The organism is Herbaspirillum sp. GCM10030257 (assembly GCF_042666555.1).
In the GTDB taxonomy this organism is placed as follows: Bacteria; Pseudomonadota; Gammaproteobacteria; order Burkholderiales; family Burkholderiaceae_D; genus Noviherbaspirillum.
The window spans coordinates 16,861-41,805 of sequence record NZ_JBHTDH010000012.1 but is presented as its reverse complement, the minus strand read 5'-3'; the positions used below and the strand labels follow the sequence as shown (position 1 = coordinate 41,805).

Genomic DNA, 24,945 nt, shown 5'->3' with positions numbered 1-24,945 from the left:
GGTTAAAACATGTCGTGCTTGAATCCGCTAGAATAAAAACGACCGTTCGATTCTACGCATACGCATGGCTTCGGCCACCGCCACGATTGACCAACAGGAAGAGGCAACGATGAACAAGCAAAACGCCGGAGCAGAAGGCTTTTACGCGACTGGACTGGACACCTTGACGCGCCGTATTCAGCAGGATATCGACGCCAAACGTATCCCGGGCGCGGTGATGCTGATTGCGCGCGGCGGCGAGGTGGCCTATGAAAAGGCGCTCGGCTTGCAAGATCCGGCACAGGGAACGCCAATGTCGCTGGATACGATCTTCCGCATTTATTCCATGACCAAGCCCATAGTCTCCGTCGGCACAATGATGTTGGTCGAACAGGGACGCCTCCTGTTGAGCGATCCGATCTCGACTTACATGCCTGAGTTCACCCGCATGCAGGTCGGCGTGGAACGACTGTCCGCCGACGGCACGCACGCACTTGGTCTCGAACCCGCGCGCCGCGACATCACGGTACAGGATCTGCTGCGTCATACCTCCGGTCTGACCTACGGTATCTTCGGCGATTCGCTGGTCAAGGCCGAGTATCGCAAGGCCGGCATTGGCAATCCGCGCTGGAGCAGCGATGAATTCGTCAAAGCCATCAGCCAGCTTCCGCTGCTTTATCAGCCGGGTACCGTATGGGAATACAGCAACGCAACCGACGTGCTCGGCATACTGCTGGAACGCGTTTCCGGCATGACGCTTGACCGCTTCCTGGCGCAGAATATCCTGGAGCCGCTGGGCATGCGCGATACCGGCTTCTGGGTGGAAGAGTCGCAGCACCATCGGATCGCCGAAGCTTATCCTGTTGATCCCATGACGGGTGTGGAAGTACGAATGAATCAACCGCGCCGGCGTCCGAACTTTCTCAGCGGCGGTGGTGGCATGATGTCGACCGTACATGACTATCTGCGCTTTGCGCAGATGCTGGCGAATGGAGGCGAACTCGACGGCGTGCGTATCCTGTCGCGTGCCATGGTGAGACTGATGACCAACGACCATCTGTCGGAACTGCCGGGTGCGAAAGCGGGGCAAAACTATCTGCCCGGACCAGGTTACGGCTTCGGCCTGGGCGTTGCGGTACGCACTGCGAGCGGCATGGCAATCATGCCTGGATCCGTTGGTGATTACACATGGAGCGGCCTCGCAGGAACCTACTTCTGGATCGATCCGCAAGAAAATCTCCTCGCGATTTTCATGATGCAAGCCCCCGAGCAGCGGACGTATTACCGGCAGTTATTCCGGAATCTTGTGTATGCCGCCTTAAATTAGATCGCTTGCGCTTTGGTGTCTCTTCTCCAGCCATGCTGTGCATCGACTTTTCCATCGACTATTCAACACCGCAGCGCCGCTTGGCGGGGGGCACCACAACACGACTGATGCGGCTCTGCAACATTATCCTTCTGCCTGATTTTCAGTCACTCATTGCCGGTGTCTGAGAAGTAGACAGTCAACACAGAGTGCTGGTAGCCCGTGATCACTTCGCGACGCGTTTCTGAATGCTATTCAGACAAGGTGTTCAGTACCATTCCGGCGGCTAACGGAGAAGCGTTCAAAATCCGTACACTCGCCCGTCTCCCTCTGTCGCTGTGTGTATTTGCCGTATGGAAAATAATACAGGGCTAGGCTACACTGAGCCTGCTGGGTAATCAGGAACACTTGCACGATAGCCGCAACGGCATCACGCATTGGTGCGATCCCATTACAGGAATCAGCGCTTCAATCAATCGACCAGGCATTCAAGCCAGGCAGGCGCGACCATTGCGGCAGGCAACGGGAAACGGGAGACATGGCATGAATTTACGGTCGGTAAAAATCGGCACACGGCTGGGTATTGGTTTCGGCATCATTTTAGTGTTGCTGGTGTGTGTGCTCGGCGCGGATATCCTCATCAGCGCCAATGCGCGACATGCGCAAAACTCCGGCATGAAGTACGCGAATGCTAAAGCCGTGCTCGCCAATACGATGCGTGGCGCCTTGCTTGAAGGCGGAATCGCGATGCGTAACGTCGGGCTGCAATACTCGACCCCGGAGATGCAGCGCGAGGAAGCCAAAGCACAAGCACAGCGCAAGCGCTTTCAGGAAGCCAAGGAAAAACTGCTTGCACTCGGCCTGAGCGCTGAAGAAAAGGCAATCGTTGCCACCATCGCAGATCTCGACAAGCAAAGCGAAGCGCCGTTTCGTGAAGCGATCCAAAAGGTCAAGGAATACGCAAACGAATCCGCCGGCAAAATTATCTCTACGGGCATCGATCCTCTCAACCAGAAGGCGATCGTGGAAATCGACAAGCTGGTCGCCATGCAGCAGAAAGCCGTCGATCAGCTCATAGAAGAGACCGAGGCATCCGGTCGCCGCATGACCATGATCCTTGCGTTCACGGCCGTGCTGACAGTCATCCTTGGCAGCATTCTTTCGATCTTTACGACGCGCAGCATCACTTTGCCACTGCGCGACGCGGTTGGTGTCGCCAAACGTGTCGCCGCCGGCAAGCTGGGTGCTCAGATCCGTGTGCAGGGCAAGGACGAAACCAGCGAGCTGCTACAGGCGCTCAAGGAAATGGATGAGAGCCTGTCGCGCATTGTGAGCCAGGTCCGCGCTGGCACGGAGGAAATCAGCGCCGCATCGAACGAGATTTCGGCCGGCAATGCCGACCTGTCGACCCGTACCGAATCACAGGCCAGCGCGCTGGAAGAAACAGCGTCCTCGATGGAAGAACTGACATCGACCGTCAAGAACAATGCAGAAAACGCGCACCAGGCAAATGAGCTGGTGCAGTCCGCATCCGAGTCGGCGGTAAAGGGTGGAGAAGTGGTCGGCAGGGTGGTGGACACCATGAGTTCGATCAAAGAAAGCTCGCGCAAGATTGTCGACATCATCGGCGTGATTGACGGTATCGCCTTCCAGACCAACATCCTCGCGCTAAACGCAGCGGTCGAAGCGGCCCGGGCAGGCGAACAGGGCCGGGGCTTTGCGGTGGTCGCCTCGGAAGTGAGAACGCTTGCACAGCGCTCCGCACAGGCTGCAAAAGAAATCAAGGACCTGATCAGCGACTCGGTGAAAAAAGTCGATAGCGGCAATGCACTGGTCGATGACGCGGGGCGACAGATGGAAGAGATTGTCGCTGCCGTCAAGCATGTCGCCGACATCATGAATGAAATTACCGAGGCCAGCCAGGAACAGAGCGTCGGCATTGAAGAGATCAATCGTGCCATCGCTACCATGGACGAAATGACACAGCATAACGCTGCGCTGGTGGAAGAGGCCGCTGCCGCAGCCGCGGCGATGCAGCACCGCGCGGCCGGATTGGGCCAAACCGTGGCGGCGTTTGACGTCAGCGCGGCAGGTAGTATGGTTCATGATCCTGCGCGGCAAGTGGTCGACATCACACCCGCAAAGCCAAAACCAGCAGCCGTAGCGGTACAGGCATCAAAGCGCCCTGCGTTGTCAAACCGGGCTTAATTACTTTCGTGCTGTTAAACGTAAAAGCGGGTGAATGGTTTATGCCATTCACCCGCTTTCTATTTGTTATTTCAAATTACCGTGGCATCCAGACGCGCATCAATGACAGCAGCTGCGTTGCATCGACCGGTTTGGTGATGTAGTCCGATGCGCCTGCCGCAATACACTTATCGCGGTCACCTTTCATTGCTTTTGCTGTCAGCGTAATGATCGGCAGCGACTTGAAGCGCGGGATACGGCGAATGGCACGCATCGTATCGTAGCCATCCATTTCCGGCATCATGATGTCCATCAGGACAATCTCGATCGAGGGATCCGATTGCAGAACTTCGATGCCGTCGCGACCGTTTTCCGCATACAGCACTTTCATGTGCTGACGCTCAAGCACCGAGCTCAATGCAAAGATGTTGCGCAGGTCATCATCAACGATCAGCACCTTGCGTCCTGCAAGGCTGGTATCCGATGCATGAGCGTCGTCAAGCATCTTGCGCTGACGTTCCGGCAGGCCCGCATGCGGCCGATGCAGGAACAGCGCCGTTTCGGCCACCAGCTTTTCCGGCGAACGCGCGTCCTTCAGCACGACGGTCTTGGCGATACGCTGCAGTTTGTCGATCGCCTCGGTGGTAAGCTCCGAAGCGGTATAGACGATTACCGGCAGATCGCTTAATGAAGGATCGTTTCCGATTTCTTCAAGCAGGGCAAAGCCGTCGATGTCCGGCAACTGTAGATCAAGCACCACGCAGTCGAACTGCTGCCGGCGCAGGTGATGCAGCGCTTCCTGCCCGGTAGCGACGGCTTCGATCTCCACGTCGTTTCCACCGATCAGATCGACGACTGCGTCGCGCTGCACTTCATTGTCTTCCACCACAAGCAGATGTCGCTTGCCGCTGGTGACGTAATTCTGGATACGCAGGAGTTCCTCCTGCAGACGATCCACACTGACCGGCTTCTGCAGATAAGAAAATGCACCGTCGCGCAACGCGCGTTCGCGCCCATCGGCCTGCGAGAGAACATGTACCGGCACATGCCGCGTACCAGGGTCGCGCTTGAGACGGTTCAGGACCGTGAAGCCATCGTCTTCCATGCGATCGAGATCAAGCAGGATCGCAGTCGGGAGATAATCGCGCGTCAATGCCAGCGCTGAGTCGGCCTGGCGCGTCACGATACCCTTGAAGTTGCGTTCGCGTGCGTGATCGAGCAGGGCACGCGCGACTTCTTCGTCATCTTCCACAATCAACACAGCCGGATCGCCGGGCGATACCAATGCGCGGTCATCGGACGGACGCTCGTTGTCTTCGGAATCGCTCGACGTCGTGACGTGCAGTTGTTCCCTGGTCAGCACAGCGTTGCCATGCTGCTTCTCGTCCTGCATCGGTGCCGGAAGCGCCGCTGGCTGATGCGGTTCGACGTCGATGACGCCATCACCCAGGTAGGGGAGGTAAAGGGTAAAGGTACTGCCGACGCCGACCTCGCTCTCCACCCGGATTTCACCGCTCAGCAGGCGCGCAAGTTCACGGCTGATCGACAGGCCTAGGCCGGTGCCGCCGTACTTGCGGGCGGTGCTGCCGTCGGCTTGCTGGAATGCTTCAAAGATCAGCTGCAACTTGTCGCCCGGAATACCGACGCCGGTATCCGTGACCGCGAAAGCAAGCACGGCATCGGCATGCGACAGCGTAGGATGATCGCTGGTCCACCCACTATGAGCAATGCCGATATGCAGCGACACCTGACCGTGTGAAGTGAACTTGAACGCATTGGACAGCAGGTTCTTTAGGATCTGCTGCAGGCGCGTCGTATCCGTCCGCATCGCGGCCGGCAAGGTGCCGTCCAGCTCAACCGAGAACTGGATTTTCTTGGCCTCCGCCATGTGACCGAAGGTCCGCTCGACATAAGCACGCATGGTCTCGAAGCGGTAATCGCTCATTTCCAGCGTCACCGTGCCGGATTCAATCTTCGACAGGTCCAGGATATCGTTGATCAGGGTAAGCAGGTCACTGCCCGATCCATAGATCGTCTTGGCAAACTCAACCTGGGTATCGGTCAGGTTCCTGTCCGGGTTGTCGCTCAACTGCTGCGCAAGGATCAGCAGACTGTTGAGCGGCGTGCGGAGCTCATGCGACATATTCGCAAGAAACTCCGACTTGTACTTGGACGACAGGGCCAATTGCGTTGCTTTTTCTTCCAGCGCCAGCTTGGCCTGTCCCACCTCAAAGTTCTTGCGCTCCACCTCGATATTCTGATCGGACAGCAGGCGTGCCTTTTCCGCCAGCTCCAGGTTGGTCTGCTGAAGTTCCTGCGCCAGCGATTGTGACTGGATCAGCAGGCTCTCGGTACGACTGTTGGCTTCGATCGTGTTGAGCACGACACCGATCGTTTCCATCAGTTGATCGAGGAAATTCAGGTGTGTTTCGGTAAAGCGTTCCAGCGACGCGATCTCGATCACGGCCTTGACCTGCTGTTCGAAGAGGATAGGCAAGACCACGATATTGGTTGGTGGCGCCGCACCGAGCCCGGACGAAATGACGACGTAATCGCGCGGCACGTTGGTCAGCCACACACGCTGTTTTTCCAGAGCGCACTGTCCCACCAGGCCTTCGCCAGGGCGGAAGGAACGCGGAATATTGTTGGCCGAACGGAAGCCGTAACTTGCGATGAGGTGCAAGTGCGCGTCTTCCTGCGCCGAGTCCATCATGTAAAACACGCCATGATGGGCAAACACCAGCGGCGCCAGTTCGGAAAGGATCAGGGCGGATACTGTCTGCAGATCGCGTTGACCCTGCAGCAATCGTGTGAAGCGCGCAAGGTTGGTTTTCAGCCAGTCCTGCTGTGCATTCTTTTGCGTTGTTTCCTTGAGGTTGCGGATCATCTCATTGATGTTGTCCTTGAGGTAGGACACCTCGCCGCGTGCCTCCACCTGGATCGACCGGGACAAGTCGCCGCGCGTCACGGCGGTTGCCACTTCCGCGATCGCACGCACCTGGTTGGTCAGATTCGCTGCGAGCTGGTTGACGTTCTCCGTCAGGTCCTTCCAGGTGCCCGATGCACCCGGCACGCTCGCCTGTCCGCCCAGCTTGCCTTCCACACCGACCTCACGCGCCACGGTGGTAGCCTGATCGGCGAACACGGCCAATGTGTCGGTCATCTCATTGATGGTATTGGCGAGCGTCGCCATTTCCCCGCGTGCTGCCACCGTCAGCTTCTTCTTCAGGTCACCTTTGGCCACCGCACTCACCACGCCCGCGATACCACGTACCTGCGCGGTGAGGTTCGCTGCCATGAAGTTCACGTTATCGGTCAGATCCTTCCAGGTGCCCGCTGCGCCCTCGACTTGCGCCTGTCCGCCCAGCTTGCCTTCGGTGCCTACCTCACGCGCTACCCGGGTTACTTCAGAGGCGAATGACGACAATTGGTCCACCATCACGTTGATCGTATCCTTCAACTCCAGGATTTCGCCTTTGACATCCACGGTGATCTTCTTGGACAGGTCGCCACGTGCGACTGCCGTGGTCACCGCTGCGATGTTACGCACTTGCCCCGTCAGGTTGGAAGCCATGAAATTCACGTTGTCGGTCAGGTCGCGCCATGTACCGGATGCGCCTGGCACATTGGCCTGGCCGCCGAGACGGCCTTCGGTACCGACTTCACGCGCCACGCGGGTCACCTCGGAGGCGAAGGAACGTAACTGGTCCACCATCACGTTGATGGTGTTCTTCAGTTCAAGAATCTCGCCCTTGACGTCAACCGTAATTTTTCGTGACAGGTCGCCGTTCGCTACCGCAGTCGTCACATCGGCAATGTTACGCACCTGGCCGGTGAGGTTGCCCGCCATCGAGTTCACCGAATCCGTCAAGTCTTTCCAGGTACCTGCAACGCCGGATACGTTCGCCTGGCCGCCCAGCTTGCCTTCGGTACCTACTTCCCGCGCTACGCGGGTTACTTCCGATGCGAAGGAAGAAAGCTGGTCCACCATCACGTTGATAGTGTTTTTCAGCTCAAGAATTTCGCCCTTGACGTCAACCGTAATTTTCTTGGAGAGATCGCCCCTCGCTACTGCCGTTGTCACTTCCGCGATATTACGCACCTGACCGGTCAGGTTCGACGCCATGAAATTCACGTTGTCGGTCAGATCCTTCCATGTGCCACCGACACCTTTTACCTGCGCCTGGCCGCCGAGCTTGCCTTCGGTGCCCACTTCGCGGGCCACGCGCGTCACTTCCGACGCAAACGAGTTCAGCTGATCCACCATCACGTTGATGGTGTTTTTCAATTCATAGATTTCGCCACGCACGTCCACCGTGATTTTCTTCGACAAGTCGCCGTTCGCTACGGCGGTCGTCACGTCGGCAATGTTACGTACCTGCGCCGTCAGGTTGCCCGCCATCGAATTCACCGAGTCGGTCAGGTCTTTCCAAGTGCCCGCCACGCCCGGCACATTGGCCTGGCCACCCAGCTTACCTTCGGTACCCACTTCGCGCGCTACACGGGTTACTTCCGATGCGAACGAAGAAAGCTGGTCCACCATCACGTTGATGGTGTCTTTCAGTTCAAGGATCTCACCTTTGACATGGACGGTGATTTTCTTGGACAGGTCGCCACGTGCAACCGCCGTCGTTACCTCAGCGATGTTACGCACCTGACCCGTCAGATTGGATGCCATGAAGTTGACGTTGTCGGTCAGATCCTTCCACGTGCCGCCGACACCTGGTACGTAAGCCTGGCCGCCGAGTTTGCCTTCTGTGCCCACCTCGCGGGCCACGCGAGTTACTTCCGATGCAAAGGAGCTGAGCTGGTCCACCATGGTATTGATGGTGTTTTTCAGCTCGAGAATTTCACCCTTGACGTCGACCGTGATCTTCTTGGACAAATCACCGTTCGCTACCGCTGTCGTCACGTCGGCGATGTTTCGTACCTGGCCGGTCAGGTTGCCGGCCATCGAGTTCACTGAGTCGGTCAGGTCTTTCCAGGTGCCGGCAACGCCGGGCACATTGGCCTGGCCGCCGAGACGGCCTTCGGTACCGACTTCACGCGCCACGCGGGTCACCTCGGAGGCGAAGGAGTTCAGCTGGTCCACCATCACATTGATGGTGTTTTTCAGTTCGAGGATTTCACCCTTGACGTCGACGGTGATTTTTTTGGAGAGATCACCGTTTGCTACCGCGGTTGTCACATCGGCAATGTTTCGTACCTGGCCGGTCAGGTTGCCCGCCATCGAGTTCACCGAATCGGTCAGGTCTTTCCATGTACCTGCGACACCCTTTACATGCGCCTGACCGCCGAGTTTGCCTTCGGTGCCGACTTCACGCGCGACGCGGGTCACTTCAGACGCAAAGGACGATAACTGGTCCACCATCACGTTGATGGTGTCTTTCAGTTGAAGAATTTCGCCCTTGACGTCCACCGTAATTTTCTTCGAGAGATCGCCATTCGCCACAGCGGTTGTGACCTCCGCAATGTTACGCACCTGGCCCGTCAGGTTCGACGCCATGAAGTTAACGTTATCGGTCAGGTCTTTCCACGTCCCGCCAACGCCGGGCACATACGCCTGGCCGCCAAGGCGACCTTCGGTACCTACTTCACGCGCCACGCGGGTCACCTCCGAAGCGAAGGAGCGCAGCTGATCCACCATCGTGTTGATCGTGTCCTTGAGCTGCAGAATCTCGCCACGCACGTCCACGGTGATCTTCTTTGACAAGTCGCCATTCGCGACGGCGGTCGTTACGTCCGCAATGTTACGTACCTGCGATGTCAGGTTGCCCGCCATCGAGTTCACCGAGTCAGTGAGGTCTTTCCAGGTGCCCGCCACGCCTGGCACATTGGCCTGGCCGCCCAGCTTGCCTTCGGTACCGACTTCGCGCGCCACACGCGTCACCTCGGAAGCAAACGATCCGAGCTGATCGACCATGGTGTTAGCCGTTGTCGCCGATTGCAGGAACTGTCCCTTGAGCGGTCGCCCATCGACGTCGAGAGACATTGTTTGCGACAAATCGCCTTTCGCCACGGCGCCAATGACGCGCGCCATCTCGTTGGTAGGACGCACCAGGTCATCGATCAGTGTGTTGATCGACTTCACCATGATGGCCCAGCCGCCGGACAAGTTCGGCATTGATGCCCGATGTGTGAGTCGACCTTCTCGTCCCACGACGCGGCTCACATTGGTGATGCCCTCCGTCATGTTCTGATTCATTTCGATGATGTCGTTGAGCAGGTCGGCAACCTTGCCTGCAAGACCGGTCCAGTCTGCAGGCATGCGCGCGGTGAAATCGCCTTTCTTCAGCGCTCTCAAGGTCGCAAGCAGTACCTTGACGTCTAATTCGTCATGCGTTTCAGTTCTCATATCCATGGAGCAATTCTTAAAGAGAGGGACGTGCGGGCAAGTGCTCAGGCGGCACTGAAGTGCAGCATCTGCGCGGCGAATTCCTGCGCGGGAAGAGGGCGGCTGTAGTAATAGCCCTGGTGTTCATCGCAGCCGAGCTCGCGCAGGATGGTCAGCTGTTCAAAGGTTTCCACGCCTTCGGCAACGACGCGCAAAGCGAGTGCGCGTGCCATGTTGACGATGGCTTCTACGATGGCGTGGTCGCCAAGGTCCTTGCCGAGATCGCGGACAAAGGATTGGTCGATCTTCAGGATATCGATTGGCAGCGCTTTCAGCACCGACAGGGAAGAGTAACCGGTACCGAAATCGTCGATGGCGATCGTGATACCGCTCTCGCTGATTTCGCGCAGCACTTCAGTCGCCTTCTCGACATCGCGGATAACGAGTGATTCGGTAATTTCAAGTTGCAGGCTGGACGGTGGAACACCATGCTTGCGCAGCTGGCGCTCGATCACTTCGGGAAGATCAGCGTAGATCTGCGGAATCGCGACATTGACAGCGATTGGCAGGGAGGGGTAGGACATACCCGCATCCTGCCACAATCGCGACTGTGCGCACGCTGCGCCGATGACCCATTCGCCAATGGAGACGAGCTGGCCGGTGTCTGCCGCGGCGCTGATGAACTGACCGCCGCTGAGCAGGCCGAGACGCGGATGGTGCCAGCGGAGCAATGCTTCGACGCCGGCAATGCGTCCGTTGTGTGCTTCGATCTTGGGTTGGTAATACAGTTCGAACTCGTTGTTTTCCAGTGCATGCTGCAGTTCATGTTCAAGCTGTGAACGTTCCAGCATACGCACATTGAGCTCTTCGTGAAAAAACTGGATGCTGCCGCGCCGTTCCTGCTTCGCGTGGTACATCGCCAGGTCGGCGCTGCGCATGAGCGAATGCATGGAATTGCCATCTTGCGGGTAGAGCGCGATGCCGACACTGGCAGAGGTCTTGACATTCTGCGAGCCGATATGCTGGTCTTGAATCTGGAATGGTTTCTCGAGAGCGCATACGATCTTTCTGCCGACTTCTGCGGCTGACGCATACGAAGGCAGTACTTCCATCAGTACGACAAATTCATCGCCGCCAAGGCGCGCGACGATATCGGACTCGCGCACCGAAGCGGAAATGCGGTCCGCAACCTGCAGGAGCAAGTCATCGCCGGCATCATGGCCGAGGGTATCGTTGATGCTTTTGAATTTATCCAGGTCCATGAAGAGCAGCGCCAGCCGTTGCCCATGACGCGCTGCCATGGCGATTGCATGTTCCAGCCTGTCCGTCAGTGAGCGCCGGTTCATCAGGCCGGTCAGCGGATCGCGCGTCGCCAGTTCGTGGGCGCGCTCTTCGGCCTGGCGGCGTTCGATGATCTCGGATTCAAGTGCGGCATTAATGCGTTTGAGGTCCTGCATCTGTTGTACCTGCAGGTCGCGATTCATCATTGCCAGTTCTTCCTTTTGCGATTCCAGTTCAAGGTTCTTGCGTGCGAGTTCGATGAACACCGCAATCTTGCTTTGGAGAATTTGTGGAATGACGGGACTGATCAGGTAGTCCGCTGCACCATGCAGGTAACCTTTGAGGCGGTTCATTTCATCAGCGTAATGCGCGGTAATGAAAATGATCGGGACTGACGAAGAACGCGGATGGGAATGAATGGTTTCTGCGGTTTCGAACCCGTCCATGCCAGGCATGCTGACATCCAGCAGAATCACAGCGAATTCATGGTCGAGCACTGCCCGCAGCGCCTCGGCGCCGGAAGTTGCTGTGACAAGGTCGTATTCTTTTCCCTGGGGTGAGTTGACAAGAAGAGTCTTGAGGGCGAGTAGGCTGGCAGGATGATCGTTGACTAGTAGTATTTTTGGTTTGCGCACTTTTATTCTCGCTCGGAGCCGCGGCATTGAGGCGGTCTCAGTAGGTAATCACTTGTCCAAGCCGTCAGGGTTGTTGACGGCCGGTAACGGCGCAGCGATATCCGACCGAAGAGACTTCGGCATCATGCGGTGAGTCAGCGAAAAAACGCTTCCGGCGTGAATGTTTCGGTATCGGCGCCACCAGATTTCCCGCTCGGAAATTTCGTTGGATAAACGTTTCCTTGCGACTGGACACCAGGTACGTTTAGAAGGAGCACCGGTAGCATTGTTCCCGATGTCACGGAGAAAAAGCGTAAAAGATGGAAAGAAGTTGATGCGTGTAAATAAAAGCCGTAAAACCTTTACGCACGGAAATCTAAACGTTTACATTCTGCTAAAACGCAATTTTAATTGCGTGCGTTTCGTGGCTGTATGCAACATTGCCCGTATGAATCATCAGCGAATCCGGGTAGGACTTAGTTGTTTCAGATCAACGTTAAATTTCTCGATATGTGACGGTACATCCTTGCCGCGTAACAGTGCTGCATAGAGTTCGCCAGCGGCAGCGGAGGACTGAATTCCGTAACCGCCTTGGCCGGCAGCCCAGAAAAAGCCCGGAACGTCTTTGTCAAAACCGCCGACGAAACTCCCATCGGCGACAAAGGAACGCAAGCCTGCCCAAACATGTTGAGGCCGGCGTATTGTCAATGTTGACACTGTCTCAATACGGTCTATTGCAATCGCGATGTCAAGTTCTTCGGCCTGTACATCGTGCGGATGCACAGGGTCGACATTGGCGGGCGAACCCAGCAGCATGCCGGCGTCCGGCTTCACGTAATACGATTCATCGACGCCGATAAACATCGGCCAGCGCGACGCATCGACTCCTTCAGGCGGCGAGAAGGTGAATGCCGAGCGGCGCATAGGCACAAGGCCGATTTTTTTCGCGCCAGCCATCTCCGCGATGACATCGCACCAAGCGCCGGCCGCATTGACCACAACGGGTGCTTCCAGCTGCTTGCCACCTGCGTCAACGCGCCATGCGCCATTTGCGTATTCCATCGCCCTGACGCCGGCGTCGCACAACAGCGTGGCGCCTGCATGACGTGCGCCACGCAGATAGCCTTGGTGCAGCGCATGCACATCGATGTCCGAGGCGTCCGGTTCATACACTGCGCCGAGCAGCAATTCGCGTCGCAGCACAGGCACCAGCGCATGTGCTTCATCCGGTTGCAGGCGACGGGCCAGGTCCGAAACCGAACGAACAATCGTGTCGTGCTCGTCGAGCAAATCTTCTTGGCCATGCATGGCGACCATGAGTGCGCCTCGTGGTGAGAGAATGGGATGCTCGGTAAAGCCTGCAGGGGGCGACGAGAGGAATGACCTGCTGGCGCAGGTCAGTGCGCGGACCTGCGGAGGACCATAGCTTTCCATGAACAGTGCAGCGGAGCGACCCGTGCTGTGATAGCCGGGTTGGGATTCCTGTTCAAGCAGGATGACGTTTGCATGTGGCGCCAGCCAATAGGCAATGGACGCACCGGCAATGCCGGCACCGATGATGATGTAATCCGCCTTCAAGCTGTCCGCTGCGCTCATATCGCTTCCTTTAGGGTTCTACTTAATCGCCATGCGATGGTTATCTGATTATCGCTCGCATGGTGTCAGCTTGCAGAAGCAAGCGAAGGTAGAATACATGTCCCCCTTCCGTCGTGCATGGCGTACCAGCAACAACATGCAAAGGCGGTTTCCTGCATGCATTTGTCAAAGCGTTCCCAAGCGTTGAGCGCGTAACTTGACTGAACCGCTACTGACCGAAACTGACCAAATTCAAAATGGCTCGCATACTGATCATCGAAGACTCGCCCGCAAACATGAAACTGTCGGTTCTGCTTTTGAAGAGCGCCGGACATTCTCCGCTTCAGGCTGAAGATGCACGCAAAGGCATCGCCATGGCGCAGGCAGAACAGCCGGACCTGATACTCATGGACATGCAATTGCCTGATATGGATGGCATGGAGGCGACCGGCGTCATCAAGTCCACTCCGGAGACCGCGCATATCCCCATCGTTGCCCTGACAGCGTCCGCCATGAAAGGTGACCGCGAACGCATACTTGCCGCCGGATGTGACGGTTACATTGAAAAGCCGATCGACTTCAAGACCTTCCTTGCGGAGGTCAATACCATCTGCGACAAGCAGAAGTAGACAAGTAGCCAAAGAGGTTCTTCATTTCAAGCTGATTGTTTTTGTTTTCGAAATAGTTTATTGCCAAAAGCAGGGTTTTTTGTGTGAATTGAAGCCTATAGACTGTGCTTCATCGATGAGCACACAACAAAACAAGTGCGGCTCACCGAGGCAGGACCCGACGGACAACCAACTGTCTTTCTTACCGCCGAGCCCGCACTAACCAACATTGACTTTTGGAGAATGAACATGAACACCAAGACTATCTTCGCTGCTGTTGCCCTGTTTGCCGCTGCCGGTTCGACTTTCGCACAAGGCAATCCGGAGTTTGACGAGTTCAGCAACTTTGTATCGACCCGGACTCGTGCCGAGGTCAAGGCAGAACTTGCGCAGGCAAATGCACAAGGCCAGATTACCCATGCTCCCGAGTTCGTCGAGTACACTCGCGTTGCATTGACCTCATCCACCGCACCGACTGCGTCGACAACGCCTGCAGCACCGCGTGCACAGGCTCGCGTCGCACAGAAGACGACATATGATCAGGCGATCCTGAGCCGCCGACCCGAGTTTGTTGAGCACGTTAATCTGGTGTCCGGTAAGACCCGCGCCGAAGTACGTGAAGAAATGCAGCAAACTGCCGGAACCCTCGGCACGACAATTGGCGGCTAATGACATTGCGTTAGAGCGCTGAGCGCTTTAGTACTGTTGACGTCGCCCGTTAAAAAAGCCAGCCGATTCGAGGCTGGCTTTTTTCATTTAAGTTTTTGTCACAAATCCTGGTACCGCATGCATTCCGTCTCCACAGCTTCGCGAATGATCTCTGCTAGCCGTCGTGTTCCCGGGCCCGCGCTGTCGACATCGGCAAACACGAGGTAAAGATCAGTGAAGCGTTCTCCGCCGTTCTCCATCGGCAGCGGCTTGAGAGTGCCGTCGCGCAGTTCGTTCAAAATCTTTTCCTCCGAAAACCACGCAAAGCCGAAGCCCATTTTGACAGCCTCGATAGAGGTGGCAATATGGCTGACAGTCCATCGTTGCGGTGCTTCAAGCGACGCTACCCGCGTATCGCGCCGCGACCCGGATTCGCGGATGACGAGATGGCGATGCGCATGCAAGTCCTCCATGGTCACCTCACGGCCGAGAGCATGCAGCGGATGCCCCGGACTGGCTACGGGAATGAAGCGCAAGCGCATCAGTTGCGCGCCCAAAAATCCAGGTGGCACGCGGTTCGCGATGGCGAGGTCGACTTTGCCGGTCAGCAGGGCCTCAGTGGTGCCTTCGAGTACTGATTCAACCAGTTCGATTCTTGTCTGCGGGCTTTCGTGCCCCAGTTTCTCCAGACAGCCAAGTAACAGCCAGGTCGGAAAAATCATTTCTGCTGCAATCCGGATCTCGGCTTCCCAGCCAGCGGACAAGCGCCTGGCGGCCCGCTCCAAAGCGCTGGATTCTTCAAGTAAAGTTTTTGCCCGCCGGTAAAGAAACTGGCCCGTTGGCGTCAGGATGGCTTTTCGTCCTTGGATTTCAAACGCCTTCACGCCCAGCAAGCTTTCAATTTTCTGCACCGCATACGTCACCGAGGACTGGCTTTTATGCAGGACTTCCGCCGCCTGGGCGTAGCCGCCGGTGTCCACAACGGTGATCAGAGTGCGCCATTGCTCCAGTGTGATGTACTGGTTTTCCATGCTTTTATCAGTTCAATAGATAGGTTTGAGCTAATTATTCTACTTTTTTATCGACTCAATAAATAGTTTAATGAACTCACCCAACCAAATTGAGGAGAAACAGAATGACTACACTACTGAAGATCAACTCCAGCCTGTTTGCCGGTAACGGCCAATCCAGCCAGCTCACCGACAAGTTCGTGGCAGCCTGGACAAAAGCGAATCCGCAAACCGAAGTACGGGTACGTGATCTGGCAGCCGAGCCAGTCCCTCACCTCGACGGTGAGCGTTTCGGCGCCTTCCTGACAAAGCCTGAAGACCGCAATGCCGAGCAGCAAGCCATTGTCGACTTTTCGGATGCACTGATCAATGAATTGCGCAGCGCAGACGTGATCGTGCTCGGTTTGCCTATGTATAACTTTGGTATTCCGTCGACGCTGAAAGCCTATTTTGATCATATCGCGCGTGCTGGCGTCACGTTCCGTTATACAGAAAACGGTTCGGTCGGTCTGCTGACCGGCAAGAAAGTCTACGTACTGGCGGCCCGTGGCGGCATGTATGCAGGCACGGCACGCGACAGCCAGACAAGCTATGTGCGCGATTTCCTGGGCTTTCTGGGAATGACTGACGTGGAGTTTGTCTATGCTGAAGGTCTGGCAATGGGCGAGGCACCGAAGCAGAATGCACTGGCAAACGCTGGCGCCGCGATCCAGCAACTTGCCGAGCCGCTGCGCTCCGCAGCCTGACTGTACAAGGCCAAGGCCGGGAAGGGCGGGACCTCTGAATCTCCCGCGTCGCTGAGCGATCGTAGCGGCCGAAGCAATACCTTAAGCATCTGACTGTGCAATCAACGAGTCCGGTCCGTCATGAGGCGGGCCGGCGACAAAGAAAGAGAATGCCATGACTACTACTGTGACTTCCCGAACCCTGCAACGTGTGATCGAAGGACTTGCCACTTCCGACGGCGCCGGCGTGAAACTGCGCCGCACGCTCGGGCAAGGACAGGGTACCCGCCTCGATCCTTTCCTGATGCTGGACGAGTTTTCATCCGAGAACCCGGGCGATTACATCGCCGGCTTCCCGGCTCACCCGCACCGTGGCTTCGAAACCGTGACCTATATGCTCGATGGCCATATGCGGCATGAAGATCATCTCGGTAACGTGGGTGAGCTGATGACCGGCGGCGTCCAGTGGATGACAGCCGGTCGAGGAATCGTGCACTCTGAAATGCCGCAGCAGGAAGAAGGCCGCATGCGCGGCTTCCAGTTATGGATCAACCTGCCGGCCAAGGAGAAAATGAAGCCTGCCGGATATCGCGATATTCCCGCTACCGACATTCCAGTGGTGAGCTTGCCGAATGGCGGTCAGGTCAAGGTGATTGCCGGCACGCTGGAACTGGACGGCAAGTCCGTACCAGGTCCGATCCAGGGTTTGTCGACCGAGCCGGTGTATTTCGACGTTGAACTGCCTGCGGGCGCCGTTTTCAGCCATCCGGTGGATGCCGGTCATAACGTCTTTCTCTATACCTTCGAGGGCAGTGTCAAGATTGGTTCGGCAGATGCACCACGGCCGCTGAAGACGCGTAGTGCCGGCATCCTGTCGCCCGGTGAGCAGGTGGAAGTCACTGCAGACGATGGCGGTGCGCGTTTCCTTTTGCTGGCCGGCAAACCGCTGCGTGAGCCTGTCGCGCAGTATGGCCCGTTTGTGATGAATACCGTTGAGGAAATCGAGCAGGCGATTGCCGACTTCCAGAGCGGCAAGTTCACGCAATCGGCCAGTTAAGCGGATAATGTCGGGCAAACGACTTGTGAGGAACGCGAACTATGAGCATGCCATTTGCCCTGATTAAACCGCATGAGAAAGATCTCGGCGACGGATTTATGGTCCGCCGCCTGTTGCCCAGCCATCCGCACAAGATGGTTGGGCCATTCATCTTTTTCGACCATATGGGACCGGCGGTCTTCGCGCCGGGTAAGGGACTCGACGTCCGCCCGCATCCTCATATTGGCCTTGCCACTGTCACCTATCTGTTCGAAGGCGCGATCCTGCATCGCGATTCGCTGGGCACGGTACAAGAGATCCGTCCAGGTGACGTCAACTGGATGACCGCGGGTAGCGGCATCGCTCATTCCGAACGCTCACCGGACGCCTTGCGCAAGAGCGGCGGCACGCTGCAGGGCATCCAGATCTGGATCGCATTGCCAAAAGAGCATGAAACTACCGAACCGGCATTCGAACACCATCCGGCAGCGACACTTCCCCAGATCGATTCTCCCGGCGTGCGTCTGCGCCTGATAGCGGGTAGCGCATTCGGCAAGCGCGCGCCGGCCAAGACTTTTTCCGAGATGTTTTATGCAGCGGTCGAGATGGAGGCCGGCGCGCAGTTCCGCCTGCCTGCCGAGTACCCGCAGCGTGGCATTTATTTAGTCAGTGGCGCGGTTCGTATCGGCGGCACCGAGCTTGCAGAAAAGCACATGGCCGTGCTGACCGACGCGCAAGAAACTACAATAGAGGCTGTAACGCAAACGCGTCTCATGCTGCTGGGCGGCCAAGCCATGGATGGCGACCGCTTCATCTGGTGGAATTTTGTCGCCAGCAGCCGGGAAGCGATCGAAGAAGCCAAGGAAAGATGGCGGACGCAGCAGTTTGGCAAGGTCCCGGATGAAACTGAACGGATTCCGCTGCCTGACGAACCCAAAGCGCCAGAGGCTTTCAGTTAAACTTGCGAGTCGCTCTGCCGGATTTTGCTTCGCCGCCGGCCAGCGCGTTCATTTCACAGCATGCGCCGCCGATCCGGGCCGTGACGGCGCATCTCGATGACAGGCCTAGGATATTTCAGAATGAACAACAACGGAGAGCAACAAACGGCGGCAGCCGGCTCCGACAAGATTTTTGACCACGTCGCATCGTCGCTTCTGCCGACCAAGCATGGGGAATTCCGCATTCACGTCTATCAGCCGGTCGGCGAGACGGTGGAGCATGTCGCAATTGTCAAGGGAGACCTGAAGGACCAGGACCGTGTACTGGTACGTGTGCATTCCGAGTGCCTGACCGGCGATGTGCTTGGTTCGATGCGCTGCGATTGCGGCGAACAGCTCGATGCCGCGCTTAAGCGTATCGCCGAGGCAGGACAGGGTGTTGTCGTCTACTTGCGTGGCCACGAAGGTCGCGGCATCGGACTCGCCAACAAGATCAAGGCCTATCAATTGCAGGATCAGGGACGTGACACGGTCGAGGCCAACCTCGACCTCGGACTACCGGTCGATATCCGCGACTATGAAGTCGCCGCGCACGTCCTGCGCCACCTTGGCGTCAAGTCGATCCGGCTGATGACGAACAATCCCCGCAAGATGAAAAAGCTCGCCGACTACGGCGTATTGATTGCCGAGCGGGTGCCGATGCTGACCGCGCATACCCCGCACAATATTGCCTACCTGCGCACCAAGCAGGAAAAACTGGGGCATATGCTCGACTTCGAATAAGCATCAAAGCACCTATAAATACGAAGCAGCACGAAGCGCGAGAACAAAGTGCCAGATGGATTCAAACCTTGGCATCGGACGTCCGGTTTTTCAGCGTAACGCGGATGGCGTGGCGACGTGCCTTCTTTACGCTGCTCCCGGCGTGGTAGATTGCCGCCTGCTTCAAACTTTCACCTATCCAGTCCATGTTCAAGTTTTCTTGCATCAAAATCACCGTGCTTGCCGCGATGCTTGCCGCATCCGGCGCAAGCCAGTCCGCTGACGCCATACGCATCGGCATGATTGACGGCTTGTCGGGTTCCTTTGCCAATGCCGGCCAGGCGGTGATGCGTAACCTGCAGTACGCCATAGAACGCATCAATGCCAGGGGCGGGGTGAAACTGCCCGACGGTATGCATCCGCTTGCCCTGATTGCCATCGACAACAAGCAAGGCGTTGAAGAATCTCTGATCGCCTTGCGGCAACTGTCCGACCAGCGAATCGGCTTTGTCGTGCAGGGCAATAGCTCGGCTGTGGCGGCAGCGCTGATCGATGGCGTCGAAAAGCATAATGCGCGCATGCCGGATCAGCGCATGCTGTTTCTGAATTATTCCGCGGTGGATCCGGCGCTCACCAACGAAAAATGCAGTTTCTGGCATTTTCGATTCGATGCCAACGCCGACATGCGCATGCATGCGCTGACCGAAGTCATCAAGGACGATGCCAGTGCCAAGCGCGCCTACCTGATCGGCCAGGACTACAGCTTCGGCCAGCAGCTTGCACGATCAGCACGTAGCCAGCTGGCTCGCAAGCGCCCCGACATCGCCATCGTCGGCGACGAGTTGCATCCCATTGGCAAGATCAAGGACTTTACACCCTACATCGCCAAGATCCGGGCCAGCGGTGCCGATACCATCGTCACCGGCAACTGGGGCAACGACCTCACGCTACTAGTCAAGGCGGCGAAAGAAGGTGGTCTCAACGTCAAGTTCTATACCTTCTATGGAAACGGGCTCGGTGCGCCAGCGGCGATCGGAGACGCTGGCGTAGGTCGTGTGCGCGCCGTCGCGGAATGGCATCCGAATACCGGACAGGGCATCAAGAACTCCTCAAGCGACGCGTATTATCAGGATTTCCGCCAGCGGTATCCGCAGCCTGAAGACGATTATGTCCATCTGCGCATGCATTTGATGATTGAGATGCTTGCCACGGCGATTGAAAAGGCTGGCAGTACGGAAGCCGGTGCAGTGGCGCAGGCACTGGAAGGCGCGCGCTTCAAGAACGCCTTCCATGAAGCGACCATGCGCGTGGAGGATCACCAGTTGCTTCAGCCGCTTTATGTGTCGGTGATGCGCAAAACCTCTGATGGATCGGTCCGGTTCGACAACGAGGGAAGTGGCTACGGATTCAAGACGGAACGCTACTTGCCCTTGTCGGAAACGGCGCTTTCGACAACATGCAAAATGAAGCGTCCCGCTTCTTGACGGAATTAGTCTTCACGGCATTAGCTTTAGTCGCAAGACATCCACCTTCGTCACCTGTCCTTCAATGGCGAGTGCTACGACATACTCTCTTCCGACCGGCAGATCGACCGTCGTCCAGTCGTCGCGCATAGTTTTAGGCGGCGCAACGCGTAGCCAGGAAGAGGGGCGCACTTCACAGTCGACTGCATAGGCCCGCAAGGGCAATGACACGCCAAGGCCGGTTGCTTTTGATATCGCTTCTTTACGGCTCCAGCAGCGCATGGTGGCGCTGCTGGAGTCCTGCATCTTCCGCAGAGCAGCCACTTCATCGGGATGGAATCCTGCCGCAATATCACGGATCTCCTGCGGCGCAGCGGCGGACTCGATATCGATCCCGACATGCGGATACGTCGATACCGCCACCCAGACTTGCATGCCGGCGTGGCTGATATTGCAGCCAACGCTGCAGCCGGGTAGTTCTGGCTTGCCCCAGGTGTTGCTGCGTATGATGGTTGCGCGGTCCATGCCTCCATAGTGGGAAGCGACTCTGCGTAGCAGGGCGCGACCGATCAGGTTGCGCAGGCCGTCTTCGGGACGCGCAAAGCGCTCGGCACGCGCATGCTCGTCGGGCAGGGTATGTTGCAGTGCAAATTGATGCAGCGATTCCTGATGACGCCACTCCAGGGTCAGGCCAATACAAATTGCATGCCGTTCGACCAAGGAAGGATAGTCGAAGCGGAATGGATCATCCGCGCGCACCTGAAGATCACGCGGAACGAGCAGGACAGAAGATGCGGGCATCGCCATTTGCGTTCGTGAAAACTGGATAGGCAATCATACGGCAGAACCCGTGTTTAGCGCAGAGTTTTGCGGAAGCGCCATTGACGTTTGACATCGGGTGGTTCGAGTCATTGGGTTATTGGGTTCTGCCAACAGCGCGGAACTGAACACGGCTTGATCCATTGCCATTGCCCATCGGAGGCTGCCTTGCTCCTTACCCAACACTGGAGGAAGCGTCCAAGGAGCGAAATACGCATTCTCCCATTTCGCTCTAGAATGAAGCATTCAATGCACCATATTTCACGGCTGCCCCTATGTTGCCTTATGCAAGCTGTCTGCCCCTAATTATTTGCATCGACAGCTTGCGTAAGGCTGGCCCTTTCAAAAAGACATCGATCCATGAAGCAGTCCGACGCGCAATCCATCAACACGACACATCCTGCTGAGCCCGCCATCCCCCGCGTTGCCGTTCCCTTGCTTTCGTTTGCCGCTTTTGGCAGCGGCATCATCTTGCGCGTCACGGATCCGATGTTGCCACAACTGGCCAGCGAGTTCGCCGTAAGCTTGGGCGATGCATCGCTGGTCATTACCGTATTTTCTATTTCCTACGGTTTTTCTCAGCTTCTGTTCGGCCCACTCGGCGACCGCTATGGCAAATACTTTGTGATTGCCTGCGCATCGGTCGCCTGCGCGCTGACGGCATTGTTGTGTGGGCTGGCACCCGGATTTTCATGGCTGCTCGGCGCGCGTCTCTTGTCCGGTGCTACTGCCGCAGCGTTAATCCCGCTGGCGATGGCTTGGATCGGCGACGTAATTCCCTATCAGGACCGACAACCGGTATTGGCGCGTTTTTTGATTGGTCAGATCCTCGGTCTCGCGACCGGGGTGCTGGTGGGCGGCCTCGCAGCCGATGTCCAGAACTGGCGGTTGCCGTTTTTTATGGTGGCCATCATCTTTGCGGTGGTTGGCGCTGCCCTGTTTATGCTGAACCGGCGATTGCCGGTCCATGCGCGTCAGACACGCCGCGTTGAAGGCGCCGCGATTCCACGTATGATTGGCGAGTTCAGGCAGATTCTGCAGAGCGCCTGGGCACGGCGCATCCTGCTGACGGTATTCCTGGAAGGCGCGTTCCTGTATGGCGCCTTTGCATTCATTGCCTCGCACCTGCACCATACCTTCGGGCTTTCCCTGACCGCATCCGGCGCCATGGTGATGCTGTTCGGATTAGGCGGTTTTGTGTTTGCGCTGTTGTCCAGGCTTATGGTGCAGAGGCTGGGAGAAGCCGGCCTGTCTCGCTGGGGCGGCGTGTTCCTCGCAGCATCCCTTATCGGCATCGGTATTGCCTCGGCATGGTGGGTAGCCATCGTCGGTTGTTTTATCGCTGGCCTCGGTTTCTATATGCTGCACAATACCTTGCAGATCAATGCCACTCAGATGGCGCCCGAAAGACGGGGCGCGGCGGTGTCGGCATTTGCGTCATGTTTTTTTCTTGGTCAGTCGCTCGGTGTCGGATTAGCCGGCGTACTGGTTGAATACCTCGGTACAAGCAACATCCTCGTTGCGGGCGGATTGGGAGTGCTTGCCGTATCGATCAGCATCAGCATCAAGCTTGCCAAAAAAGAAGGGCAGGCGAGTTCATAAATCCAACATCACGGAGACAGAAATTGGCAGAGAACACTCTTTCACCGCTGTGGACGCCGAGTCCTGAACGTATTGCCAAAAGCCGCATGCACCACTACATGCAATGGCTTCAGCAGGATAAGAAGCTGAGCTTTTCCGGCTACGAGGAATTGTGGCAATGGTCGGTCGACCATCTCGAGGACTTCTGGGATTCCATCTGGCGTTACTTTGATATTCCGCATTCGGCTCCCTATACCAAGGTGCTCGACAGCCACAAGATGCCGGGAGCGAAGTGGTTTAACGGCGCACGACTGAACATTGCTGAGCAAGTGTTTCGATTCCACGTGGAAGACGCGGACACGCCAGCGATCATAGGCAAATCCGAAGCGCGTGCCACTGTCAGCATCACCTGGCGCGAGATGCGCCGGCAAATAGCGTCGGTTGCCAATGCCTTGCGCGATATGGGCGTGCAGCCCGGCGACCGGGTGGTGTCCTATATGCCCAATGTGCCGGAAACAGTCATCGCCTTTTACGCTTGCGCGAGCATCGGCGCGGTATGGTCGAGTTGTTCCCCGGACATGGGCACGCCGAGTGTACTCGACCGGTTCGGCCAGATCGCACCGAAAGTCCTGTTTGCCGTTGACGGCTATCGTTACGGCGGCAAGGATTTTGATCGGCGTGACGTGGTGACCGGGCTCGTGCAATCCTTGCCGACGCTGGAACATGTGGTGTTGCTTCCTTATCTGCGCCAGGATGCGACCGTTGATGGTGCCCGGCAATGGAGGGAACTGCTTGACGCAGACAGCACACCGCGCTTCGAGCAGCTGCCGTTCGATCATCCCTTGTGGGTAGTGTACTCATCTGGCACGACCGGCATGCCAAAACCCATCGTGCATGGTCAAGGCGGCACGCTCATCGAAGCATTGAAGGGCCACGGCTTGCACGGCGACCTCGGGGAACAGGACCGCTTCATGTGGTTCTCGACCACCGGATGGATTATGTGGAATTCACAAGTGACCGGCTTGCTGCTCGGGTCAACGATTGCGGTGTATGACGGCAATCCGGGGTATCCGGATCTGGGTACGCTGTGGAAGTTTGCGGATGAGGCCCGGCTGACGGTATTCGGCGCGGGCGCCGCCTACTATGCCAACTGCATGAAGGCTGGCATTGAACCGCGCAAGCTGGCTACGCTGGACGGTCTGCACACGATAGGCTCAACCGGTTCGCCGTTGTCGGCCGACGCGTTTACCTGGATCTATGAACAGCTCGGTCCCGACATTCTGCTGTCCTCGATCAGTGGCGGCACCGATGTCGCCGCGTCCTTTGTCGGCGGTTGCCCGATTGTGCCTTTGTATGCCGGTGAAATGCAGTGCCGTTGCCTCGGTATTGCCGTCTACGCGATGGATGATGCAGGCAAGCCTCTGAACGACGAGGTGGGCGAACTTGTCGTTACCAAACCCATGCCGTCGATGCCGCTGTTTTTCTGGAACGACCCCGAGGGAAAGCGTTATCACGACAGCTATTTCGACACCTACGATGGCTGGTGGCGGCATGGCGACTGGCTGCGCATTACACCGCGCGGTGGCGCAATCATTTACGGCAGGTCGGATACGACCATCAATCGCCATGGCGTACGCATGGGAACCAGCGAAATTTATCGCGTCGTGGAAGGCATGCCGGAAATCCTCGACAGCCTGGTGGTCGATCTCGAGTATCTCGGGCGCGAATCCTATATGCCACTGTTTGTGGTGCTGCGCCCCGGTGTAAGTCTCGACGCTGAGCTGATCCGCAGGATCAATGACAACATCCGTACTGCACTGTCCGCACGTCACGTGCCGAATGAAGTGTTTGCGGTGAATGAAATTCCGCGTACGCTGAGCGGCAAGAAGATGGAGCTGCCGGTGAAGAAGCTGATGCTCGGGATGGCAGTGGACCAAGTCGCCAGCCCGGATGCGATGAGTAATCCGGGAAGCCTGGCGTACTTTGTGGACCTGGCTGGACGCCGGGCGCAGGCACAGGTCACTGCCTGAGATTTCTCAATTGCCTGGTGTCGTGCCGAAGGTAGGATCGACAGATCAC

At 57.2% G+C, this 24,945-nt stretch carries 17 protein-coding genes; 11 read left to right on the top strand and 6 right to left on the bottom strand.

Annotation, left to right across the window (positions count from 1 at the left end):
* Positions 1–64: 64 nt before the first annotated feature.
* Together ACFQUU_RS17980 and ACFQUU_RS17975 are read left to right on the top strand one after the other, a co-directional pair.
* A complete protein-coding gene (locus ACFQUU_RS17980) occupies positions 65–1,306 on the top strand; it encodes a serine hydrolase domain-containing protein (protein ID WP_382249459.1) in 1,242 nt (413 codons plus the stop codon).
* Positions 1,307–1,828: 522 nt separating this feature from the next.
* Entirely contained in the window at positions 1,829–3,493 is a 1,665-nt protein-coding gene (locus ACFQUU_RS17975; protein WP_382249457.1) for a methyl-accepting chemotaxis protein, read from the top strand.
* Between the two features lie 76 nt (positions 3,494–3,569).
* Here ACFQUU_RS17975 and ACFQUU_RS17970 read toward each other — a convergent pair whose 3' ends face one another.
* The 3 genes from ACFQUU_RS17970 to ACFQUU_RS17960 form a co-directional block, all read right to left on the bottom strand.
* Positions 3,570–9,833, bottom strand: coding sequence for a HAMP domain-containing protein (locus ACFQUU_RS17970; protein WP_382249455.1), 6,264 nt, complete (start codon positions 9,831–9,833; stop codon positions 3,570–3,572).
* Positions 9,834–9,871: 38 nt separating this feature from the next.
* Entirely contained in the window at positions 9,872–11,722 is a 1,851-nt protein-coding gene (locus ACFQUU_RS17965; protein ID WP_382249454.1) for a putative bifunctional diguanylate cyclase/phosphodiesterase, read from the bottom strand.
* A gap of 435 nt (positions 11,723–12,157) precedes the next feature.
* Positions 12,158–13,297, bottom strand: coding sequence for an NAD(P)/FAD-dependent oxidoreductase (locus ACFQUU_RS17960; protein WP_382249453.1), 1,140 nt, complete (start codon positions 13,295–13,297; stop codon positions 12,158–12,160).
* Between the two features lie 236 nt (positions 13,298–13,533).
* Between ACFQUU_RS17960 and ACFQUU_RS17955 the strand changes: the two genes are divergently transcribed.
* Positions 13,534–13,905, top strand: a complete 372-nt coding sequence (locus ACFQUU_RS17955) for a response regulator (protein ID WP_382249452.1) — start codon at positions 13,534–13,536, stop codon at positions 13,903–13,905.
* Positions 13,906–14,133: 228 nt separating this feature from the next.
* A complete protein-coding gene (locus ACFQUU_RS17950; protein ID WP_382249450.1) occupies positions 14,134–14,553 on the top strand; it encodes a DUF4148 domain-containing protein in 420 nt (139 codons plus the stop codon).
* Positions 14,554–14,651: 98 nt separating this feature from the next.
* Here the strand turns inward: ACFQUU_RS17950 and ACFQUU_RS17945 are convergent, their stop codons facing one another.
* Entirely contained in the window at positions 14,652–15,563 is a 912-nt protein-coding gene (locus tag ACFQUU_RS17945) for a LysR family transcriptional regulator (RefSeq protein ID WP_382249448.1), read from the bottom strand.
* A 104-nt stretch (positions 15,564–15,667) separates the two neighbouring features.
* On the opposite strand from ACFQUU_RS17945, the gene ACFQUU_RS17940 reads away from it, so the two are divergent.
* The 4 genes from ACFQUU_RS17940 to ribA all read left to right on the top strand — a co-directional run bounded on the left by ACFQUU_RS17940 (position 15,668) and on the right by ribA (position 19,024).
* Entirely contained in the window at positions 15,668–16,288 is a 621-nt protein-coding gene (locus ACFQUU_RS17940; RefSeq protein ID WP_382249447.1) for an FMN-dependent NADH-azoreductase, read from the top strand.
* A gap of 154 nt (positions 16,289–16,442) precedes the next feature.
* A complete protein-coding gene (locus ACFQUU_RS17935; protein ID WP_382249445.1) occupies positions 16,443–17,324 on the top strand; it encodes a pirin family protein in 882 nt (293 codons plus the stop codon).
* Between the two features lie 47 nt (positions 17,325–17,371).
* Positions 17,372–18,262, top strand: a complete 891-nt coding sequence (locus ACFQUU_RS17930) for a pirin family protein (protein ID WP_382249613.1) — start codon at positions 17,372–17,374, stop codon at positions 18,260–18,262.
* A gap of 120 nt (positions 18,263–18,382) precedes the next feature.
* Complete coding sequence (ribA, locus tag ACFQUU_RS17925) at positions 18,383–19,024, top strand: GTP cyclohydrolase II (protein ID WP_382249443.1); 642 nt, start codon at positions 18,383–18,385, stop codon at positions 19,022–19,024.
* A gap of 61 nt (positions 19,025–19,085) precedes the next feature.
* On the opposite strand, the gene ACFQUU_RS17920 is transcribed toward ribA, so the two are convergent.
* Positions 19,086–19,211 carry a hypothetical protein gene (locus ACFQUU_RS17920; RefSeq protein ID WP_382249442.1) on the bottom strand — a complete coding sequence of 42 codons (126 nt, stop codon included), beginning with the start codon at positions 19,209–19,211 and terminating at the stop codon, positions 19,086–19,088.
* On the opposite strand from ACFQUU_RS17920, the gene ACFQUU_RS17915 reads away from it, so the two are divergent.
* Positions 19,210–20,487 carry a branched-chain amino acid ABC transporter substrate-binding protein gene (locus ACFQUU_RS17915; protein ID WP_382249440.1) on the top strand — a complete coding sequence of 426 codons (1,278 nt, stop codon included), beginning with the start codon at positions 19,210–19,212 and terminating at the stop codon, positions 20,485–20,487. The genes ACFQUU_RS17920 and ACFQUU_RS17915 overlap by 2 nt on opposite strands.
* A 12-nt stretch (positions 20,488–20,499) precedes the next feature.
* Here ACFQUU_RS17915 and ACFQUU_RS17910 read toward each other — a convergent pair whose 3' ends face one another.
* The gene (locus ACFQUU_RS17910) at positions 20,500–21,267 is read right to left on the bottom strand and encodes a 4'-phosphopantetheinyl transferase family protein (protein WP_382249439.1); all 768 of its coding nucleotides are present in this window, start codon (positions 21,265–21,267) and stop codon (positions 20,500–20,502) included.
* Between the two features lie 378 nt (positions 21,268–21,645).
* Here ACFQUU_RS17910 and ACFQUU_RS17905 point away from each other — a divergent pair, with 378 nt between their 5' ends.
* Positions 21,646–22,887, top strand: coding sequence for an MFS transporter (locus ACFQUU_RS17905; protein WP_382249437.1), 1,242 nt, complete (start codon positions 21,646–21,648; stop codon positions 22,885–22,887).
* A gap of 23 nt (positions 22,888–22,910) precedes the next feature.
* Positions 22,911–24,896 carry an acetoacetate--CoA ligase gene (locus ACFQUU_RS17900; protein WP_382249436.1) on the top strand — a complete coding sequence of 662 codons (1,986 nt, stop codon included), beginning with the start codon at positions 22,911–22,913 and terminating at the stop codon, positions 24,894–24,896.
* Positions 24,897–24,945 lie beyond the last annotated feature (49 nt).

Coding starts and splice junctions, on each gene's coding strand:
- ACFQUU_RS17980 (WP_382249459.1), top strand. CDS start 65: ATGGCTTCGGCCACCGCCACGATTGACCAACAGGAAGAGGCAACGATG.
- ACFQUU_RS17975 (WP_382249457.1), top strand. CDS start 1,829: ATGAATTTACGGTCGGTAAAAATCGGCACACGGCTGGGTATTGGTTTC.
- ACFQUU_RS17970 (WP_382249455.1), bottom strand. CDS start 9,833: ATGGATATGAGAACTGAAACGCATGACGAATTAGACGTCAAGGTACTG.
- ACFQUU_RS17960 (WP_382249453.1), bottom strand. CDS start 13,297: ATGAGCGCAGCGGACAGCTTGAAGGCGGATTACATCATCATCGGTGCC.
- ACFQUU_RS17955 (WP_382249452.1), top strand. CDS start 13,534: ATGGCTCGCATACTGATCATCGAAGACTCGCCCGCAAACATGAAACTG.
- ACFQUU_RS17950 (WP_382249450.1), top strand. CDS start 14,134: ATGAACACCAAGACTATCTTCGCTGCTGTTGCCCTGTTTGCCGCTGCC.
- ACFQUU_RS17945 (WP_382249448.1), bottom strand. CDS start 15,563: ATGGAAAACCAGTACATCACACTGGAGCAATGGCGCACTCTGATCACC.
- ACFQUU_RS17940 (WP_382249447.1), top strand. CDS start 15,668: ATGACTACACTACTGAAGATCAACTCCAGCCTGTTTGCCGGTAACGGC.
- ACFQUU_RS17935 (WP_382249445.1), top strand. CDS start 16,443: ATGACTACTACTGTGACTTCCCGAACCCTGCAACGTGTGATCGAAGGA.
- ACFQUU_RS17930 (WP_382249613.1), top strand. CDS start 17,372: ATGCCATTTGCCCTGATTAAACCGCATGAGAAAGATCTCGGCGACGGA.
- ribA (WP_382249443.1), top strand. CDS start 18,383: ATGAACAACAACGGAGAGCAACAAACGGCGGCAGCCGGCTCCGACAAG.
- ACFQUU_RS17915 (WP_382249440.1), top strand. CDS start 19,210: ATGTTCAAGTTTTCTTGCATCAAAATCACCGTGCTTGCCGCGATGCTT.
- ACFQUU_RS17920 (WP_382249442.1), bottom strand. CDS start 19,211: ATGGACTGGATAGGTGAAAGTTTGAAGCAGGCGGCAATCTACCACGCC.
- ACFQUU_RS17910 (WP_382249439.1), bottom strand. CDS start 21,267: ATGCCCGCATCTTCTGTCCTGCTCGTTCCGCGTGATCTTCAGGTGCGC.
- ACFQUU_RS17905 (WP_382249437.1), top strand. CDS start 21,646: ATGAAGCAGTCCGACGCGCAATCCATCAACACGACACATCCTGCTGAG.